Source organism: Pseudomonas sp. AM4(2022) (assembly GCF_036346515.1).
Lineage (GTDB): Bacteria > Pseudomonadota > Gammaproteobacteria > Pseudomonadales > Pseudomonadaceae > Aquipseudomonas > Aquipseudomonas paracarnis.
The window spans coordinates 1-19,131 of sequence record NZ_JAOTNW010000029.1 but is presented as its reverse complement, the minus strand read 5'-3'; the positions used below and the strand labels follow the sequence as shown (position 1 = coordinate 19,131).

General features: G+C 56.4%; 17 protein-coding genes. 13 read left to right on the top strand and 4 right to left on the bottom strand.

Going from position 1 to position 19,131, the window contains the following annotated elements; translation table 11 throughout:
• Positions 1-29 precede the first annotated feature (29 nt).
• The 3 genes from ODQ19_RS25635 (at position 30) to ODQ19_RS25625 (ending at position 2,396) form a co-directional block, all read left to right on the top strand.
• The gene (locus ODQ19_RS25635) at positions 30-605 is read left to right on the top strand and encodes a c-type cytochrome (RefSeq protein ID WP_330211567.1); all 576 of its coding nucleotides are present in this window, start codon (positions 30-32) and stop codon (positions 603-605) included.
• Positions 596-1,900, top strand: coding sequence for an FAD-dependent oxidoreductase (locus tag ODQ19_RS25630; RefSeq protein ID WP_330211566.1), 1,305 nt, complete (start codon positions 596-598; stop codon positions 1,898-1,900). Before ODQ19_RS25635 ends, ODQ19_RS25630 begins: the two co-directional genes overlap by 10 nt.
• 247 nt (positions 1,901-2,147) lie before the next feature.
• Positions 2,148-2,396: a CsbD family protein gene (locus ODQ19_RS25625; RefSeq protein WP_014718439.1), complete on the top strand. Its 249-nt coding sequence runs from the start codon at positions 2,148-2,150 to the stop codon at positions 2,394-2,396.
• A 72-nt stretch (positions 2,397-2,468) separates the two neighbouring features.
• Here ODQ19_RS25625 and ODQ19_RS25620 read toward each other — a convergent pair whose 3' ends face one another.
• Positions 2,469-3,899 (bottom strand): amino acid permease, encoded by a 1,431-nt coding sequence (locus ODQ19_RS25620; RefSeq protein ID WP_330211565.1) that lies wholly within the window; start codon positions 3,897-3,899, stop codon positions 2,469-2,471.
• A 105-nt stretch (positions 3,900-4,004) separates the two neighbouring features.
• Positions 4,005-5,039, bottom strand: a complete 1,035-nt coding sequence (locus ODQ19_RS25615; RefSeq protein WP_330211564.1) for a histone deacetylase family protein — start codon at positions 5,037-5,039, stop codon at positions 4,005-4,007.
• A 119-nt stretch (positions 5,040-5,158) separates the two neighbouring features.
• Here ODQ19_RS25615 and ODQ19_RS25610 point away from each other — a divergent pair, with 119 nt between their 5' ends.
• The 6 genes from ODQ19_RS25610 (at position 5,159) to ODQ19_RS25585 (ending at position 11,365) form a co-directional block, all read left to right on the top strand.
• Positions 5,159-5,659, top strand: a complete 501-nt coding sequence (locus tag ODQ19_RS25610; RefSeq protein ID WP_032875302.1) for an Lrp/AsnC family transcriptional regulator — start codon at positions 5,159-5,161, stop codon at positions 5,657-5,659.
• Positions 5,660-5,917: 258 nt separating this feature from the next.
• Complete coding sequence (locus ODQ19_RS25605) at positions 5,918-7,285, top strand: epoxide hydrolase family protein (RefSeq protein ID WP_330211563.1); 1,368 nt, start codon at positions 5,918-5,920, stop codon at positions 7,283-7,285.
• Positions 7,286-7,347: 62 nt separating this feature from the next.
• Positions 7,348-8,421 (top strand): alpha/beta fold hydrolase, encoded by a 1,074-nt coding sequence (locus ODQ19_RS25600; protein WP_330211562.1) that lies wholly within the window; start codon positions 7,348-7,350, stop codon positions 8,419-8,421.
• A 24-nt stretch (positions 8,422-8,445) separates the two neighbouring features.
• On the top strand, positions 8,446-8,955 hold the full coding sequence (locus ODQ19_RS25595) for a cytochrome P460 family protein (protein ID WP_330211561.1): 510 nt from the start codon (positions 8,446-8,448) through the stop codon (positions 8,953-8,955).
• Positions 8,956-8,980: 25 nt separating this feature from the next.
• Positions 8,981-9,757: an alpha/beta fold hydrolase gene (locus ODQ19_RS25590; protein WP_223018290.1), complete on the top strand. Its 777-nt coding sequence runs from the start codon at positions 8,981-8,983 to the stop codon at positions 9,755-9,757.
• A 189-nt stretch (positions 9,758-9,946) separates the two neighbouring features.
• On the top strand, positions 9,947-11,365 hold the full coding sequence (locus tag ODQ19_RS25585) for an aldehyde dehydrogenase family protein (protein WP_330211560.1): 1,419 nt from the start codon (positions 9,947-9,949) through the stop codon (positions 11,363-11,365).
• A 99-nt stretch (positions 11,366-11,464) separates the two neighbouring features.
• Here the strand turns inward: ODQ19_RS25585 and ODQ19_RS25580 are convergent, their stop codons facing one another.
• Together ODQ19_RS25580 and ODQ19_RS25575 are read right to left on the bottom strand one after the other, a co-directional pair.
• Positions 11,465-12,676 (bottom strand): cytochrome c biogenesis protein DipZ, encoded by a 1,212-nt coding sequence (locus ODQ19_RS25580; protein ID WP_330211559.1) that lies wholly within the window; start codon positions 12,674-12,676, stop codon positions 11,465-11,467.
• A gap of 30 nt (positions 12,677-12,706) precedes the next feature.
• Positions 12,707-12,967: a DUF2790 domain-containing protein gene (locus ODQ19_RS25575; protein WP_116667504.1), complete on the bottom strand. Its 261-nt coding sequence runs from the start codon at positions 12,965-12,967 to the stop codon at positions 12,707-12,709.
• A 304-nt stretch (positions 12,968-13,271) separates the two neighbouring features.
• On the opposite strand from ODQ19_RS25575, the gene ODQ19_RS25570 reads away from it, so the two are divergent.
• The 4 genes from ODQ19_RS25570 to ODQ19_RS25555 form a co-directional block, all read left to right on the top strand.
• Positions 13,272-14,012, top strand: a complete 741-nt coding sequence (locus ODQ19_RS25570) for a response regulator (RefSeq protein ID WP_116667505.1) — start codon at positions 13,272-13,274, stop codon at positions 14,010-14,012.
• Positions 14,009-15,316, top strand: a complete 1,308-nt coding sequence (locus ODQ19_RS25565) for a sensor histidine kinase (RefSeq protein ID WP_330211558.1) — start codon at positions 14,009-14,011, stop codon at positions 15,314-15,316. Before ODQ19_RS25570 ends, ODQ19_RS25565 begins: the two co-directional genes overlap by 4 nt.
• Before the next feature lie 12 nt (positions 15,317-15,328).
• A complete protein-coding gene (locus ODQ19_RS25560; RefSeq protein WP_330211557.1) occupies positions 15,329-15,760 on the top strand; it encodes a DUF1810 domain-containing protein in 432 nt (143 codons plus the stop codon).
• 576 nt (positions 15,761-16,336) lie between these two features.
• On the top strand, positions 16,337-19,131 hold a 2,795-nt coding region (locus ODQ19_RS25555; RefSeq protein WP_330211556.1), incomplete at its 3' end, for a YobI family P-loop NTPase.

Sequence of the window (19,131 nt, the reverse complement as noted above, 5' to 3'; positions counted from 1 at the left end):
CCGACAAAAAACAGAGAGAGTCCCAGCCTATGCACGTGGTCATCGGGTCGCTGTTTATCGGCCTAGTTTTTGCGGTTCCAGGTGTGCAAGCCGGCAATCGCGGCGAGCCCTTCATGTTGAGCAACGGCTGTATCAATTGTCACGGTTTTGAGGGGCGACGTACGCCGGGGGCTATTCCTTCACTGGCGGGCCAGCCCGAGGCCTACCTGTACAAGACCCTCGCGGCGTATCGCGACGGCACGCTCAAGGGCACCATCATGAACCGGGCGATGGAAGGGTACGACGACCGGACACTCCGGCAGTTCGCCAAGTATTACAGCGGCCTGTCGAAAGACACGCCGGCGACGGCCATGTCCAAGGTACCCGGGCAAGGGGAGGGACTGTACGTTCAACACTGTTCCGGTTGCCATGAAGGGCAGGCGGATACGCCGTATTTGAGAGGGCAAAATGCGCAGTACATGGAAGACGTGCTGAAAGATATGGCCACAGGCCAACGAACGATACCAAGGGAGATGGCCAGCGCGATGTCCGCCCTCACAGGTGAGGAATTACAGCAATTGCTAGGTTACCTGCAAGGTTGCTCGCAGGAGGCTTTATGCCACTGAACCCTCAACGAAGGCTGTTGCTCAAGTGGCTGGCCACCGGCATCGGCGCCTCTTCGATCCGGGCCCTGGCGAGCACCGTGACGCCCGTAACGGTCCCGTCCTACCGCGTAGTGGTGATCGGCGGCGGTTTTGCCGGCGCAACTTTCGCTCGTACACTCAGGCGTCTGGATAGCAAGGTCGGTATCACGCTGGTCGAGCCCAGCCGGCAGTATCACTGCTGTCCGCTGGGGGTCGAATACCTGGTAGGCAAGAGGGACGAAAAAACCCTGATATTTGGTTACGAGCAGTTATGCGCCGAGGGGATCGAGGTGGTCCATCAAAAAGCACGCTTGATCGATGCCAAACGAAAGCAGGTGATGCTCGCCGACGGTTCGATGCTCGGCTATGACCGTTGCGTAGTAGCCACGGGCATAGGCTACAAGTACGACAGCATCGCTGGTTACAGCGAGGCGGTGGCACAGCGTGTACCTCATGCTTGGGGCGGCGGCGAGCAACTGCGCCTGCTTCGACGGCAACTGGAGGCAATGCCCAACGGCGGCAACGTGCTGATCTCAGTTCCCGTGGACGACTATCGTTGCCCGCCCGGGCCGTATGAACGGGCTAGCCTGATTGCCGATTATCTGAAGACCCACAAGCCCGAGTCACGCGTGATCATTCTGGACGCCAAGCCCAAGTTCGCCAAGCAAGCGCAATTCGAGCAGGCCTGGAAACGCTTCTATGGCTATGGCACCGAGCAGGCCAACATCCAGTGGATCGGCGCTTTGCAGGGCGGGACCGTGCAAGGTTTCGACGAAGCTAAAGGGCAGCTGCTGACCGAGGGAGGGCCGGTCAGTGGCCAAGTGATCAACATCATTGCGCCTCAGCAGGCTGATGATTTTTCACGGTACAACGGCCTTGCTGCCGAACATGGCTGGTGTCCGGTCAACACCCAGACCCTGGAATCCCTGTTAGTACCGGGCGTGCATGTGATCGGAGACGCGGCCTACGCCGAGAAACTACCCAAATCTGCATTCGCCGCGACCTGCCAGGCCAGGGTCTGTGCCTTGGCGATCCATAGCCAGATGCACGGCCTGGCGCTGCTCAAGCCGCAGTATATGAACGTCTGCTACAGCCTGTGTGGCGAAAACTACGGTATCTCGGTGCTGCTTCACTACCAGCATGACGCAACCAGCAATATCATCGAGATCCAAACCTTGCGGGTCACACCCCTGGACGCCAACGACGAGGATTACCGTCGTGAAGCGCTGTCGGCCTACAGTATGTTCGACAGCTTGGTCAAAGAGGCGTTTGGCTAGGCCAACGGGTATGGCCGGATGATGAAGATGGCTTCGATTCAAATGGATGGTGAGGACAAGACAGCGAAGGGCGAAAATCCCTATCAGGATGCCGCTACAGGAAAGAAGACTTATCGGTTGATCTGGACTAAGTGAGGCTCATCAACTTTGAACTAATCAATAAGCCTGTCCACCTAACGCTTTGCACGTTGCCTCAAACCCAGGTTTTTCCTGGGTTACTCAATTACACACGAAGGTTTGGTTAATCATGAAGAGCGAACAGGTAGAAGGCGTTGTAGAAAAGGTTGCTGGCAAAGCGCAGAGCGCAGTCGGGAAGCTATTTGGTGATTCGAAGTTGGAAGCTGAGGGCGCTGGACGCCAGGCTGCCGGTCAACTGACGCAAACTTATGGCGACGCACTGGACAGCGTTTCTACATTCGTCAAAGAGAAGCCGGTTGCTGCACTGGCAATCGGGGCTGTTGCTTTACTGGTGCTGAAGAGATTGCTTGGTCGCTGAACCTCAACAAGATTTCCCTCGTACTTCTTGGAGTTCCGCGCCAGGAGGTACGAGGGCGGTAAGCCATAGCCCTTAAACCAAGCCTTCGCGTGTGTATTGATTTGCCGAACTGTCAGCGGGCTTGGGTTTTCTGGAACAGGTCAACTGGTAAGCAATTGCCAACCATATGAACCAACCCGGCATGACCATCAAGGCAATTCGGGTGTCTGGTCTCAATGCCAGCAGACAAAGAACAAAGCCCAGAAACGCCAAAGAGAACCAGGCCATCGGCGCGCCGCCAGGCATCTTGTAGGTCGATTTTGCATGCAGGTCAGGGCGAGTGTTGCGATAGGCAATGTACGACGCGAGGATCGTCGACCAAGTGAAAATCACCAGAATTGCTGACACGGTAGAGACGATGGTGAACGCGGTCATGACTTCTGGAACGATGAACAGCAACAACACGCCCAGCAGCATCAACAAGGTGGTGAACGCCAAACTCAGCAGAGGCACGCTGTTGCTCGACAGACGCCGAAAAATCCCCGGAGCGTTGTCCTGATTGGCCAGCCCGAACAGCATCCGACTGGATGAAAATACGCCACTGTTGGCCGATGAGGCGGCGGATGTCAGCACCACAAAGTTGACGATACCGGCTGCTGCGGGGAACCCCGCAACCAGAAACAGCTCGACGAAGGGGCTCTTGTTGGGCGAAACCTGTTGCCAGGAAGTCACTGCAATAATGCAGGCCAGTGCCAGCACATAAAACAAGATGATTCTGAGCGGAATCGAGTTGATGGCTTTAGGCAGGGTCTTTTCGGGGGAGCGCGTTTCGGCGGCTGCGGTGCCGATCAGCTCGGTGCCCGCAAATGAGAAAATCGCCATCTGAAACCCGGCAAAGAAACCGAAAAAGCCGTTGGGGAATGCGCCCTGTTTATCCAGCAAGTGGTTCAGGGACGCAGTGACGCCACTGGGTGAGACAAAGGAGCTGGCAATCATCACCATGCTCACGCTAATCAGGGCAACGACGGCAATGATTTTGATGATCGCGAACCAGAACTCCACTTCACCGAAGAGCCTGACAGTCAGCACGTTCAAGGCGAACAGTGTTATCAGCATGCCGATGGCCGGTATCCAGGCGGGTAAATCAGGGAACCAATACTGAAAAAATCCACCCACCACAACTGCATCACCTATCACTGCAACGCTCCAGCTTAGCCAATATGACCAGCCGAGAAAGAATGCTGCGCGTGGGCCAAGATAGGCACCGGCAAAATCAGCGAAGGTTTTGAAGTTCAAGTTGGAAAGTAACATTTCGCCCATGGCACGCATGACGAAGTAGACGAACAGACCGATGATCATATAGATGAGGATGATCGACGTGCCAGAGAGGGCGATGATCTTCCCGGACCCCATGAACAGGCCTGTCCCGATAGCACCGCCCATGGCCATTAACTGAATGTGACGATTGCTGAGCGTGCGCTGCAGCGCGGGCTGTTCAACCCGTTCGGACGGAGTCGATTTCATTACAAAACCTCTTGATTTTATGTTTTTGAGTTTTGGTAGAAAAGTGGGAATCACGTGACCTTGATAGAGATGTAATGGCTACTGACGGTAGTGGTTTGCGGAGTTTCAGGCCCGTTTGCTCACGTAACCATGCAGCACATTGACTGCATTGATCCCGATTTCATCGACCATGTACCCGCCTTCCATCACAAACAGGGCAGGGCAGCCCACGCCGGCTATCAACTCGCCGATGCCGATGAAGTCTTCGCTTTCAAGCAAAAAGTGGCTGATGGGGTCGTCCTTGAAGGTGTCGACGCCCAGTGAAATAACCAGCACGTCAGGGGCAAATTGCTGAAGTTTCTTGCAGGCGTGGTGCAAGGCGTTGCGGTAGCTTTCCCAAGAGGTGTTCTTCGGCAGCGGATAGTTCAGGTTGTAACCTTCGCCGTGACCAGCGCCGACTTCGTGGCTGTAGCCTGAGTAGTACGGATAGGACACCGCCGGTTCGCCGTGCAGCGAGACAAACATGACGTCACTGCGTCCGTAGAAAATATTCTGAGTACCGTTGCCATGATGAAAGTCGACATCCAATACCGCGACACGCTTGGCGCCTCGGGTAATAGCCTGCTGTGCGGCAATGGCTGCGTTGTTCAGATAGCAATAGCCGCCCATGTATTCACGTGCTGCGTGATGGCCGGGCGGGCGGCATAGGGCAAAGGCACTGTCGTGACCTTCATCGATCAGCGCCAGTCCGGTCAGCGCGATATCGGCACTGGTTTTTACCGCTTGCCAGGTGGTGGCGGTAATGGGGGAGCCGGCGTCCATGGCGTAGAAACCCAGCTTGCCGTCGATGAAACTCGGAACTTGCTCGTTGGCCAGATCACGCACTGGCCATACCAGCGGCAAGGCGTCGTGGGTGCGCCCGGTTGCACACCATTCAGACCAGGCAGATTCCAGAAAAGTTACGTAGCGCTCGCTGTGCGCGTTGACATAGCACGACCGATCAAATGCCCGCGGTTCGATGATCTGGCCAAGACCTACCTGTTTGACCCGATTGTGGACGGTATCGGCCCGACTGGGCTGTTCGAAGGACGGCTTGAGCACGCCGTCTTTCAATTCGGTGCCGTGGTGCAAACGGTGGGAATCACTGAAAACTGTAAACATTGTGCGCATCCGTTGATGTGAGCCAGTGCAAATATTCTGTTCCGGCTCTGATGCGCTTTCTTTGCTTTGTTTTCGTGGTTTACTGGATTATTCGGGCGTTTTTACTCAGGAATGACGTAATGCAGAAAAAAACATCCAAACGCATCAGTCTCGACGACACCGACCTGGCGATTCTCGCGTTGCTGCAGGAGGATGCGAGTATTTCCAACTCGGAGCTCAGTGAGCGCTTGTCGTTAAGCCTGACACCTTGTTGGAGGCGGCGTAAGAGAATGGAGGAGGCGGGCGTGATTAAAGGCTATCAGGCGAACCTTGATCGACGAATGCTGGGGCTGGATATCATGGCGTTCGTGCATATCCGTTTTTCCACCCACGCCGACCACGCTCCCGATGATTTTGAGGCGGTGATCGCTCAACTGCCTGAAGTGTTGTCCTGTCACAAGATCACCGGGGATGCCGATTACGTGCTGCAAGTGTTAGCAGAGGACCTTGATAGCTACAGTGACTTTATCGAGCAGGTGCTCAGGCATCAGGTGGGTATTGCGTCCATCCAGTCCAGTCTGGCTTTACGCGAAATTAAGACCAGTAGCCGTATCGCGATACCCAAATCGATCAAGGCGTGAATGGGCAGGGGGTAGATCACGAAGTGGAACCCTGTCTTTAGCAGCGATTGGCGCATTTGTATCGTTTTGTATCTGCGCTTTGGATAGATACACAGCGATTCCTTTAAGTCGGTTGATGACACATACGGGATACCAGCGGGGCTTTAAATGAACCCATCGAGAAGGCGCAAACCTTCTCCAATGGATGACTCATTTAACTCGCGGCTATCTCTGCGCGTTTCGCGACGTTGTCGACCAATGACTTATAGGAAATTCAAAATGCCTGCAGCCACGTTCGGTTTCACCTGGCGCCATTGTCTGGCTTCTTCCGTGAGAATGGGTGTTTTGGGGTTGGCCCTGATAACCGGCAGCGGTGGTGCCTGGGCTGCTGGCCCGGCCGCCGATGCTTCAGTTGCCAGCTCGGCCTCGACCAGTCCCGAATCGATTAGACCTTATCGAATTCACGTCGATGAAGCTCAATTGGCCGATCTGAAAAAGCGCATTGCGGCGACCCGCTGGCCGGACAAAGAGACCGTCAACGACGTTTCCCAAGGCGTGCAGTTGGCCCAGGTCCAGGCGCTGGTGAAGTATTGGGGTAGCGGCTATGACTGGCGCAAGGCCGAAGCGAAGCTCAATGCGCTGCCTGAATTCATCACGAGAATCGACGGCGTCGATATTCAATTCATCCATGTTCGCTCGCCAAACCCCAACGCGATGCCGCTGCTTCTGACACACGGATGGCCTGGCTCACAGTTTGAGTTCCTGAAGACTATCGGCCCGCTGACGGATCCCGTTGCTTACGGCGGTAAGGTTGAAGATTCGTTCGACGTGATCATTCCATCGATTCCGGGACACGGTTTTTCCGGTAAGCCGACTGAATTGGGTTGGGGGCCGGATCGAGTCGCGAAGGCTTGGGATGTGCTCGTCAAACGTCTGGGTTATACCCATTATGTTTCCCAGGGCGGAGATCACGGTTCGGTCATATCGGATGCATTGGGCCGCCTGAATCCGCCGGGGCTGTTGGGCATTCACTTGAACATGCCGGCCACCATCCCGCCCGAATTGGTCAAGCCGATCAACAGTGGTGACCCGGCCCCTGACGGGCTCACTGAGCCTGAACGCAAGGCGTTTGATTCCTTGAGCACCTTCTTCGGCCGCAATGCAGCATACGGCGCGATGATGGTTACGCGCCCGCAGACTATCGGTTACCTGCTGGCCGATTCGCCCACCGGAACTGCGGCGTGGATGTACGAAAAAATCGCCGCGTGGACGGACAGTGATGGCCAGCCTGAACGGGTATTGACCCGTGACGAGATGCTGGACGATATCAGCCTGTACTGGCTGACGAACGCAGGCGCATCGTCATCGCGTTTCTACTGGGAAAACAACAACAACAATTTCAGCGCTGCCGCGCAGAACACCGCAAGCATCAAGGTGCCGGTGGCGATCACGGTCTTCCCGCACGAGATTTATCAGGCGCCAAAAAGCTGGGCGCAACGCGCTTACCCATCACTTTCCTACTACAGCCAGGTTAACAAGGGCGGCCACTTCGCTTCCTGGGAGCAACCTCAATTGTTCAGCGAAGAGTTGCGGGAGGCCTTCCGGCCGCTGCGCGCCAAGCTGAGCGCAACGAAGACAGCCCAGTAGCTCACACGCAATCGAGTCAACACACCGGGCCGCTATTCGGCGGCTCGCTACGGAGAAACACCATGGAGATGACCTTGCTGAACAATCAAAATAAATCCAGCCGCCTGCGGGGTCTTGCCCCATCGCTGTTGGCAGCAGCGGTGCTGCAATTCGCGGCGGTAGCTGTCGGTTTTTCCCAAGCCAGCGCGGCTGATGTGCCCGCGTCCACCATTGGGGCTATCACCCCGGGAGCTCACACCTCTCTCGGTGCTCTTAAGCATGTGAAAGCGGGGCTGCTGGACGTTTCTTACGCGGAACTCGGCCCAGCCGATGGCCCTGTGATCATTTTGTTGCACGGCTGGCCCTACGATATCAACGCATACGCTGATGTCGCTCCTGCTTTGGCGGACAAGGGATATCGAGTGTTGATCCCTTCTGCGCGTGGTTATGGCGATACGCATTTTCTCTCGGCCAAGACAGTTCGCAATGGTCAACCTGCTGCGCTGGCGACCGACCTGATCGACTTCATGGACGCGCTGAAGATCAAGACGGCGGTACTGGGTGGGTTTGACTGGGGCGCCCGTACTGCAGATATCGTTGCGGCACTGTGGCCGGAAAGAGTGAAAGCCCTGGTCGCTGTGAGCGGTTACCTGATAGGCAGCCAAGAGGCTGGCAAGGCGCCATTGCCGCCAGCCGCCGAACTGCAGTGGTGGTACCAGTTCTACTTCGCGACCGAGCGCGGGCGCCTGGGCTACGAGAAAAACACCCATGACTTCGCCAAGCTCATCTGGAAGCTGGCGTCGCCACAGTGGAATTTCGACGACGCCACTTATGAGCGCAGCGCGGCGTCCTTGCAAAACCCTGATCACGTGGCCGTGTCGATTTTCAACTATCGCTGGCGCCTGGGGTTGGTCAAGGGCGAGGCCAGATACGACGCGCTGGAGAAGAAACTCGCGGCATTTCCATCCATCAGCGTGCCGACCATCACCCTGGAAGGTGATGCGAACGGCGCACCGCACCCACCTGCCGAAGCGTACGCCAAGCGCTTCACTGGCAAGTATGAGTACCGATTGATCACCGGTGGTGTAGGCCACAACTTGCCGCAGGAAGCGCCGAAAGCCTTCGCCCAGGCGGTGATCGATGCCGATCATCTTTGAAAACCGGCTGAGAGGATGGCGATGATGAAGCTGAAATTTCTGGCCGCGATGTCGGCTGCCCTTGCAATCGCAGCGTTGAGCGCTACCGGTGTTGCCTCGGGCGACGCCAGTACTGGCGACGCCTCACCGATCTATGGCGTGAAATTGCCTGAAAACTACCGCTTATGGCCGCTGATTGCGCCGGCGCAGGAAGCAGCACCCCTGAATGAACTGCGAGCCGTGCTGGGCAATGACTTGGCCATCAAGGCTTATCAGGACTCAACGCTGCCATTCCCTGATGGCACGGTGCTGGTAAAGCTGGCGTGGAAACATGTGCAGTCTCCGGAATTCGAGCCGGCGTCCATCCCGGGGCCGGCCACGACCGTGCAGGTGATGGTCAAGGACTCGAAAAAATATGCAGCAACCGGTGGCTGGGGATTCGGGCGGTTTATCAACGGTAAACCGGCCGATGAAGCCCAACACGCAACCTGCTTCGCCTGTCACCAGGCGCGAGTGCGTAATCACGACTTTGTCTTCACTCGCGTCGCTCCCTGATTTCCCGCCAAACCCGGAGTCACCAATGAAAAAAGTATTAACCGCACTGGCCGTCGCCGTCAGCCTGGGCATGGCGACACACGCCTGGTCGCAAACTGAAAAACCCACGATTGTGCTCGTACATGGCGCCTTTGCCGATGCGTCGAGTTGGAATGGTGTCGTGAAGATTCTCGAGAAGGACGGTTACCCGGTGGTTGCCGCTGCCAACCCATTGCGCGGTGTAAAGAGCGATGGTTCGGCAATCTCGGCATTGCTGACGAGCATTCATTCGCCGGTGGTGTTGGTCGGCCATTCCTATGGCGGCAACGTTATCAGTGATGCGGCCAACGATCATGCAAACGTCAAAGCCCTGGTTTACGTCAGTGCGTTTGCACCTGAGGCCGGGGAAACCGTCGCCGGGCTGGCCGGCAAATTCCCGGGCAGCACGCTGGGCCCAACGCTGGCTGCGCCTGTACCGCTGGCCGATGGGGGCAAGGACTTGTACATCCAGCAGGACAAATTTCACAACCAGTTCGCCGCTGACGTCCCCGCGAAAGAGGCGGCATTGATGGCCGCCACCCAACGCCCGGTAACGGAAGCGGCGCTCAACGAAGCGTCCGGCAGCCCTGCCTGGAAGCATATTCCGTCCTGGTACATCTACGGCGACAAGGACAAGAACATTCCCCCGCAAGCCATGGCATTCATGGCCAAGCGCGCCGCCGCCAAAGCCGTTGAAGTGGTCAAGGGCGCTTCACATGTGGTGATGGTTTCGAACCCGGAACCGGTTGCCCGCCTCATCGAAAAAGCCGCCACGGCGAAATGACACGCCAACGGCGAAGCAGCGTTTTCAGCGCTCTACGCCGAGGCGGGCTTTACACGGCGCCCGGCGGGATTCGTTTTGAACTTGTGCAACGCTGAAACGCGGGAGAGGGGGTATTCGACGCGGCCAACGCCTGGGTATACCGGGCGTTGTGCTTATCGCGGGCAACCGCAATCAATCAGGTACGCCACGATGTGGAAGATCAATCACAGTTACATTGACGGAGCATTCGTTCCCGTCCAGGGCAATGAAACGGTGCAATGCATCAATCCGGCTACCGAGGCGGTCATCGGTACGCTCACTCTGGCTGATCGTGAAGATGCCAGGCGCGCTATCGCGGCGGCTTCGCATGCTCAAGTCGCGATGGGCCGCACCTCCAAAGCCGAGCGTATCGACATGCTCGAGCAGTTGCAGGCTGCCGTGCTGGCGAGCACGAATGAAATTCGCGACACCGCCATCGAAGAGTACGGTGCGCCGTTCGCCCGTGCGCAATGGGTCAGTCGCTACGCTTCGCAGTCATTTGCCAATGCGGGGCAGGTGTTGAAACACTTCGACCTGAGTCGTTCGATCGGTGACGCTACCGTGGTGATGGAGCCGGTCGGAGTCGCCGCGCTGTTTGCCCCCTGGAACAGCACCGCCGGGACGATATGCAGCAAACTGGCATCGGCCATTGCGGCGGGTTGTGCCTCGGTCATCAAACCGAGCGAGTTGAGCCCCTTGCAGACCACCGTGCTCGCCCAAGCGTTGCATCGCGCAGAGTTACCCAGCGGGGTTTTCAATATTCTGTTGGGACGCGGCAGTGATGTGGGTGACGAAATCAGCGCCAGCCCACTCATCGCGAAAATTTCATTCACCGGGTCCACCGCCACCGGAAAGCTCATTGCACGTGCCGGAATCGAGACCATGAAGCGAGTGAGCCTGTCGCTCACGGGGAAGTCGGCCTCTATCATCCTGGATGACGCCGATCTCGACATCGCCATTCCCCTGGCTCTGAATGCTGCGTTCATGAACAACGGTCAGGCATGTGTCGCTGGCACACGTCTGCTGGTGCCGCGCACGCACGCCGAGGACATTATCAACCGCGTCAAAAGCCTGGTTGAATCGATGGTCGTCGGCGATCCGCAGGATCCGGCCACGGCTCTCGGGCCGCTGGTCAATCGCGCCCAATTCGACCGCGTACAAGCTTTCATCCGCCGCGGGCAGGCGCAAGGCGCGACGTTGATTGTCGGCGGGGAGGGCAGACCGACCGGCTTGGACAAGGGCTATTTCGTCAGGCCTACGGTCTTTGCCGACGTCAGCAATGACATGGACATCGCGCAAGAGGAGATTTTCGGCCCGGTGCTATCGATCATTGCGTATGACTCGCAAGAACAGGTGATCGCTATTGCAAATGCCAGTCTCTACGGTTTACAGGCTTATGTATTTACCCGGCAACCGGAACGTGCCCAACGCCTGGCGACCCAGCTGCAGGCCGGCTCGGTGTTGATCAACAGAATTTCGCCAGAGCTGCTGGCGCCGTTCGGCGGGGTAAAGCAGTCCGGTGTCGGCCGGGAGTTTGGAGCCTTTGGGCTGCAAGCATTTCTTGAGGCCAAAAGCATCGTGTCCGATTAGCCTGGGGTGGGCGGGAGAGTGTGGTCGCGCAACCCAGGCCGCAGCAGAAAAAGCTAATGGCCCACAGCGCGTTGCCTGGGGGCCATGGATTTTCAAGGGTTACGCGGCTGGAGCTTTCGCCTCCTGCAGCAGTTGCTGAATCATCTTTTCCTGCGTCTCGTAGCGACCTTCTCCGAAGTGGGTGAAACGCACTTGCCCTTTGGCGTCGATCAGGTAGTGCGCGGGCCAGTACTGGTTATCGAAGTTGCGCCAGATCGCGTAGTTGTTATCGATGGCTACCGGGTAAGTGATGCCGAGCTTTTTCACCTCATCCCTGACATTGCTGATGATGCGTTCAAAACCGTATTCCGGGGTGTGGACGCCGATTACCACCAAGCCATCCTTCTCGTACTTCTGCGCCCAGTCCTTCACGTACGGCAGGGTGTGCTGGCAATTGATGCAGTCGTAAGTCCAGAAATCGACGAGCACCACCTTGCCTCTGAGCGATTCACTGGTCAGTGCGGGCGAATTGAGCCACTCCACAGCGCCGGACAGCGACGGCATCGGGCCTTGGGCGTTGTCGAGGGTGGGTTCGGCCTTGGCCTTGCTTACCAAGTATTCGACGACTTTGGGGACGCTTTGCAGCACGCCTTTTTCCAGCACGCTGACGCCTTCGGACGACGCCCCGGCCAACAGCGTCTTGTCGGCACCGGTAGAAATCATCAGCGCTGCGGCCAGAACCGCAAAACCGGTGACGCGCCGCAGCCAACCCGTGACCGGAATCGAGGCCTTCAGGCGATTGACTAAACCGCGTCCGGCGAAAATCAGCGTACCCAACGACAGTGCACCGCCCAGGCCGTAGGCCACCAGCAGCAGGCTGGTTTGCGCATTGGCGCCTTGCAGCATGGCGCCGGTCAGGATCACACCGAGGATAGGCCCGGCGCACGGCGCCCAGAGCAGGCCGGTGGCGACGCCGATCATCAGCGAACCCAGCGGCCCGGACATTTTGCGCGTCTGGGGGGCGAGGCGATTGCCCAGTAACACGAACGGGCTGGCCAGCCAGCCACTGATCCGCGCCGAGATCAGCGACAAGGCAAACAGCGCCATCACCACCAGTGCCCCATGACGCCCGGTGTTGTTGGCCTGAATCACCCATTCACTGCTGACCACGGCCAGGCTGGAAACCAGCGCGAAGGTCAGGACCATGCCACCAAGGGTAAGCAGGATCGAGGAGCGTGTGCGGTCGATACCGGCGAACAGAAACGGCACGACCGGCAGGATACAAGGGCTGAGGACGGTCAATAAGCCGCCCAGGAATGCGATGAGGAACATAAGGGTCTCCTGATGAAATGTGGGCCGGGCTCAGTTATCGCTGTGGCACTCAGCAAATTTGCGGTAGTTCAGGATCTCGGTCTTGCCCTGCGAATTCAGGTAGGTCAGTTGGGCATCGACAATGCCGCAGGCCGCCCCGGCATCCTCTGTCAATGCCACCACTTTCTGGATGTCCAGATGCGTGCCGTAGGTGTAGGTTTGCGGCGTGACGTCGGCTTCGGCGCGGGCCGAGAAGGTGCAGATATTCAGGGCGGCAAACAGGCAAGTGGCATAGAGGGTATTGGTGTTCATGGTCGTTTCCTCAAGGCTTCAAGGGTTGGGTCGTTCAGTTGAGCCGAGGCGCTTGGGTTGGCCTCGATGTGGCTCATTAGAAGCCCGCGAGGTATCTCGCCTGTGTCAAAAACAGGCGCGGATAAATCGGTTCGTATCAGGACCCCGTCCCGATACACAGCCATACAAAACCTAGGAAATTGTTGTTTTTGCCTCTGCATGTATCCTTCGCCACAGCAGATACACTGCAATACAAACCGCCGCGGGCGAACGGGCTCAGCCTCTATAGACTGAGCCGCAATTTCCAATGACAGAGGCTTGGCCCATGGAACACGTTGATCACATCCTCATCGTGGACGATGACCGTGAGATTCGAGAGATGGTAGGCAACTACCTGAAGAAGAACGGCCTGCGCACGACCCTGGTTGCCGATGGCCGCCAGATGCGCTCGTTTCTCGAGGCCACGCCGGTGGACCTGATCGTGCTGGACATCATGATGCCCGGCGACGATGGCCTGGTGCTCTGCCGCGACATTCGCGCCGGCAAACACAAGGCCACGCCGGTGCTGATGCTGACCGCCCGCAACGACGAAACCGACCGCATCATCGGTTTGGAAATGGGCGCCGACGATTACCTGGTCAAGCCGTTCGCCGCCCGTGAATTGCTGGCACGCATCAATGCTGTGCTGCGCCGGACGCGCATGCTGCCGCCCAACCTGGTCGTTACCGAAACCGGACGGTTGCTGGGGTTCGGGCGCTGGCGCCTGGACACCTCCGCCCGCCATCTGCTTGATGAGGACGGCACCATGGTCGCCCTCAGCGGCGCTGAATATCGCCTGCTGCGGGTGTTCCTCGACCATCCGCAACGAGTACTCAATCGCGACCAGTTGCTCAACCTGACCCAGGGCCGTGACGCCGACCTGTTCGACCGTTCCATTGATCTGCTGGTCAGCCGCCTGCGCCAACGCCTGCTTGACGATGCCCGCGAGCCGGCTTACATCAAAACCGTACGCAGCGAGGGGTATGTCTTCTCGCTGCCGGTGCAAGTGCTTGGAGCACCGGCATGAAGCCTTCGCTGCATTGGCCTCGTACCCTCATCTCGCGGCTGTCGTTGATCTTTCTGGTAGGGCTGACCCTCGCGCAGGCCTTGTCCTTCGGCGTGCAGTATTACGAGCGTTACGAAACCGCGAAAAACACCATGCTCGGTAACCTGGAAACCGATGTGTCGACGTCCATTGCCATCCTTGATCGCTTGCCCGCCGAGGAACGCATGAGTTGGTTGAAACAACTGGATCGACGCAATTACCGCTATTTGCTCGACGAAGGCTCGCCAGGCACCGCCCTGCGTGACACGCCGATTGCAGTGACCTCGATCAAGGAGGCTATCGGCAAGGATTACCCGATGACCGTGACAGACATTCCCGGGCCTATCAAACATTTCCAGGTCCATCTTAAACTGGCCGACGGCAGCCCGGTGACCATCGACGTGCGCCCCTCGATGGTGCCATTGTCGCCGTGGCTGCCGGTGGTTTTGCTGGGCCAGTTGGCCTTGATGATTCTATGCGCGTGGCTGGCTGTGCGTATTGCCATACGCCCGCTGACCCGCCTGGCCCAGGCCGTGGAAAACCTTGATCCCAACACTCACCCGGTGCATCTGGATGAACAAGGCCCGACCGAAGTCGCACACGCGGCCATCGCCTTCAATGCCATGCAGGCGCGCATTGCGACCTATCTGAAAGAACGCATGCAACTGCTGGCGGCGATTTCCCACGACCTGCAAACCCCGATCACGCGCATGAAGCTGCGTGCCGAATTGATGGACGACTGCGGTGACAAAGACAAATTGTGGAATGACCTCGGCGAGATGGAGCATCTGGTGCGTGAAGGCGTTGCCTATGCCCGCAGCGTGCATGGCGCCACCGAGGAAAGCCGCCGTACCGATCTTGATTCATTCCTCGACAGCCTCGTGTTCGACTACCAGGACATGGGCAAGGACGTGCAGCTCAGCGGCAAAAGCAACGCAGTGATTCACACGCGGCCCCACGCGCTGCGCCGAGTGCTAGTAAACCTCACGGATAACGCGCTCAAATTCGCCGGTGCCGCGCAGCTGCGGGTCGAGCCGGAGGAGGGCGACAGCCTCTCGGTGACCGTGATGGATCGTGGTCCCGGCATTGCCGAAGAGGAGCTGGCCCGTGTGATTGAGCCATTTTACCGCGTGGAAAATTCGCGCAACCGCAGCACCGGCGGCACGGGCCTGGGCCTGGCTATCGCCCAGCAACTGGCACAAGCCCTCGGCGGCACCCTGACCTTGAGAAACCGCGAAGGCGGCGGACTGTGCGCTGAACTGAGATTACCGACGCGCTCATCGTAGGAGGAGCGAATAATGCAGGATTCGTTCAATCTGTCCCGTTTCGTCGAGGCGCAGCGCCTGGTGTTCAGTCGGGTCATGGACGAGCTGCGCGCGGGCCGCAAGACGAGCCATTGGATGTGGTTCGTCTTCCATCCATTGCAGGGGCTGGGTCGCTCCGATATGGCCGGACGCTTCGCGATTTCCGGCCTTGCCGAGGCTCGTGCCTACCTCCAGCATGAGTTGCTGGGGCCACGACTGGAGGCATGCGTCGCGGCCGTTTTGCAGCACCGAGGGGTGAGTGCCGAGCGGATATTCGGCTCGCCCGATGACCTGAAATTTCGCTCCTGCCTTACGCTGTTCAAGAGTGTCCCGTCCGGCCCCGCTGTGTATCAGCAAGCGCTCGAGCAGTTTTATTCGGGTGAGCCGGACCGCAAGACACTGCTCTTGCTGGGGCAATCGGTGTGAGTGCTAAACCCTGAGAGGATCCTCATCAATTGCTGAACGTTGATGTGTATCTGGAGCGGCTCAAGGAGGAGGGTGGTGAATTGCGCCAGCTGCATGTGTACTAACTTGTCAAGCCACCATCTGAAGGAGAAGGCGGCTATGCCCCCCAGCGGGCAAGCTCCCTTTTCTTCAGGGCATGATCGGTAATTCAATGAGATTCGGGCGGCCTGATCGAATACCTTCTTCGACAGCTCCCGCAATAAAATCGGTAATCAGTCTTGCACCCTGTAGATGCATGGTGAGGAAAGACCAGGTCGGCCATCTGTGCCTGATCTGCATATTTCTTTGCCTGTCCTACAAAATGCGAGAGCCAAACGGCATTACGATCATGATGCTGCGTAAGCAGGGCGCGTTCTGAGCTCCGCCAATAAATCAGCAAAGGGCTTCAACTCACTCCTCCGTGTGGCTATACGATATCATCAGGCATTCTCAATTTTGCTGTCGGAGAAGTCGAAGCACCTCACATCAGGGGGGCTGCGCTGTGACTTATGAACCTGACCGCGAGTGGCCATCAAGATTTTCAGTAAGGATGCAGGAATGGAAGTAGTTACTCAGCGGTTAGGTAGAATTGGCATCGCGGTGCGCTCAAAGATTCAGCAGATAGTGGGGCGCGCGTCCCTGCTCCAGTCCAGAGCGCTGCTGACACACAAGCTAGCAAGCGATGACGCGCAACCGAACGTTTTCGAGCCATTGACGCCCGTAGTCATGACCGACGAGCAGTCGGCTCGTTATCTGAGCGAGCTTCGCCATGCGCTGCTGAACGATCAGGTGCGAAACATTGCGATCACAGGTGACTACGGTGCTGGCAAAAGTAGCCTGATTCGAACGTTTGTAGAGAAGCATCGAGAGCTCAATTACGCCTGGGTGTCTCTGGCCACCTTCGGAAAAGACGGCGTGGTTGATTCTCCATCACCTACAACTGCATCAGTATCAATACCGGCAGCAGTGCCCCCCCTCCAAGGCAATGAAAGTGCGAAGACGGACGTTTCCTCCGGCCAGCCAAAGACAACCAGCGATTTAAACTTGCTCGACCGGATCGAGGAAACGATCGTTCAGCAACTGCTTTATACGGTGAAGGCAAAGGACTTGCCCAAAACCCGTCTAAAGAGAATCGTCCAGGCGTCGAAATCATCGATCATTTGGTCAACGGTGTTTCTAAGCGCAGTTGTGCTTGGTGGCGCGCGTTTGTACGCAGAAAATCTAACGACCATTTGGTCATTCGAGCCAAGCTGGTTAGTAGATCTCCTGTTAAGGATTCCAGACTGGGCGGCCGCTCTCGTGGTGACCGTTGGCATAGTTTCGTTGATTTATCGTGCTACGAGCCTGTTCTCAGCGTTCAATATAGATGGGCTCACCGTAAAGGGCGGAAAACTGGAGGCTACCAACCACGGATCAGTTCTTCACAAAAACATAGATGAAATTATTTACTGCTTTGAACGAAGCAATATTGATGTGGTTTGGATCGAAGACCTCGACCGCTTCGGTATTCAGGACGTTTTCTTCAGGCTCCGGGAAATCAATCTGATCATTAAGAACTCTCCGCAGATCAAAAGGCCCATATTTTTTGTGTACGCCCTGCGTGATGAGTTATTTGTTTCAAATGAAAAGACAAAGTTTTTTGATGTCATCATTCCTGTCATTCCAGTTGTTAACTTTGAGAACTCTCAGCAAAAGTTGATTGAGCTACTTTCAGTTCGCAACATAAAAAATGAGACCCTTTACCATGGGTTGAATCCTATTTTGGTGGAAACCGTTTCCTACTACATAGACGATATGAGGTTGTTGAAGAACATTGTCAATGAATTTGATATGTATGCCAGCTTGCTAACGTCTGAGATTAATCTGGATAAAAATAAGCTGTTGTCAATAATATTTATCAGGAATCTTTACCCTAAGGAGTATGCCGCGCTACTGCGGCGCGCTGGAACTATTTACGCATTATTTGAACTTTTCGAGTCATGGAAGGTTGGCCGGGTTGCTGAGGTCGATGCCGAAATAGATACTGCAAGAGCAGAAGCAAAGCTCCGCAAGGAACTGGTGGCCAAGAATGTAAAGGAGTTGCGGCAAAATCTTTGGTTTGACTTACTAAGTTTGACAGGCGCTGATTATGCACCTAATTTTGATGTGGAAGACGGTGGTTTCTACACCATGCTGCAGTTCCTTGACGACACAGTCTTTGAGAAAATTTCGAAAGGTGATGCTGACATTGCGGTAGGTAGATACGATTATCGTTTCTATAAAACCGGCAAGCGAATAAAGCTTTCGGAACTCTTAAACTACGGATCTCCCTCTTATCTGAAAAAAGTTAGTTTGCTGTCCAGCAGTTCGGGGTCGCTGGCCGCCGCTATTAGCAAGTTGAGTCAAGAGAAAGAGCAAATTCAGAGGATGCCACTAAAAGGCGCTCTGGCTCACACCACCTTCAATGAGAGGGTAGTCACACACTTCGCCTCCATGAAAGCAATGAGCTACTTGGTCAGAGCTGGCTTTTTTGGCACCGATTACACAGCGTACATCGGTTATTTTTATGCGGGCGCGTTGGGTATGGAGGACATGAACCTCATCCTGGATTTGCGTGCGGGCAAGTCACCTAATGTTGATAGCCCACTGGTAAACGCTGAGCTAGTACTTTCAAAGCTATCACACTCCGATTTGGCAGCCGGGAGAGGCTTACTGGCTGCACTCGTCGGATACCTTTGCGGCCCTGATAAACTGAAGGGTATTGGCAAAAAACATTCAGAGCTGGAGTCGATACTTGAGGGCGGCATCGATCATCTTGACCGTGTCGCACAGGTTGTCAGTGGGCTTTTGGATAGCGAATCCCTTCCAGGGCTGGTGCGTGCTATCTATCATCACCAAGGGATTCTCTATCAAGCCTTGTTGACCAAGAGTGAGCAGCTCTCTGGCCCGCAAAATCGTCAAAAGCTTCTACGCGGTATTCTGTCTTCACTCAATGCAGATGAAATTGAGGATATCGAAGGCGATCCTGACGCGAGCTTTGTGCCTTTGCTTGAATCGCTTGAAGATGTCACCTTGCTCATTCCTGGGCTTCGCAGCGAGACAGAAGGGTGGAAGTATTTTTCACAACACCCTGTGGAGTTTCATAGCTTGGGTGCAGATCACTCCCCTGACTCCCTACAAGCCTTGATAGACCTAGGGTATATCAAGCTCAATATTCAGATGCTGAGCCTGATCCAGATGACTCTCAATCCGGAGCGTAAGCCCGACTTACCCATCACTTATCAGTCCCTGAACGAACTGTCCATCACAGGCCTGGATCGACTGATTTTACGCGATCCTTCATCTTTCATTAGCGAGCTCCTTACCCAGCAAGG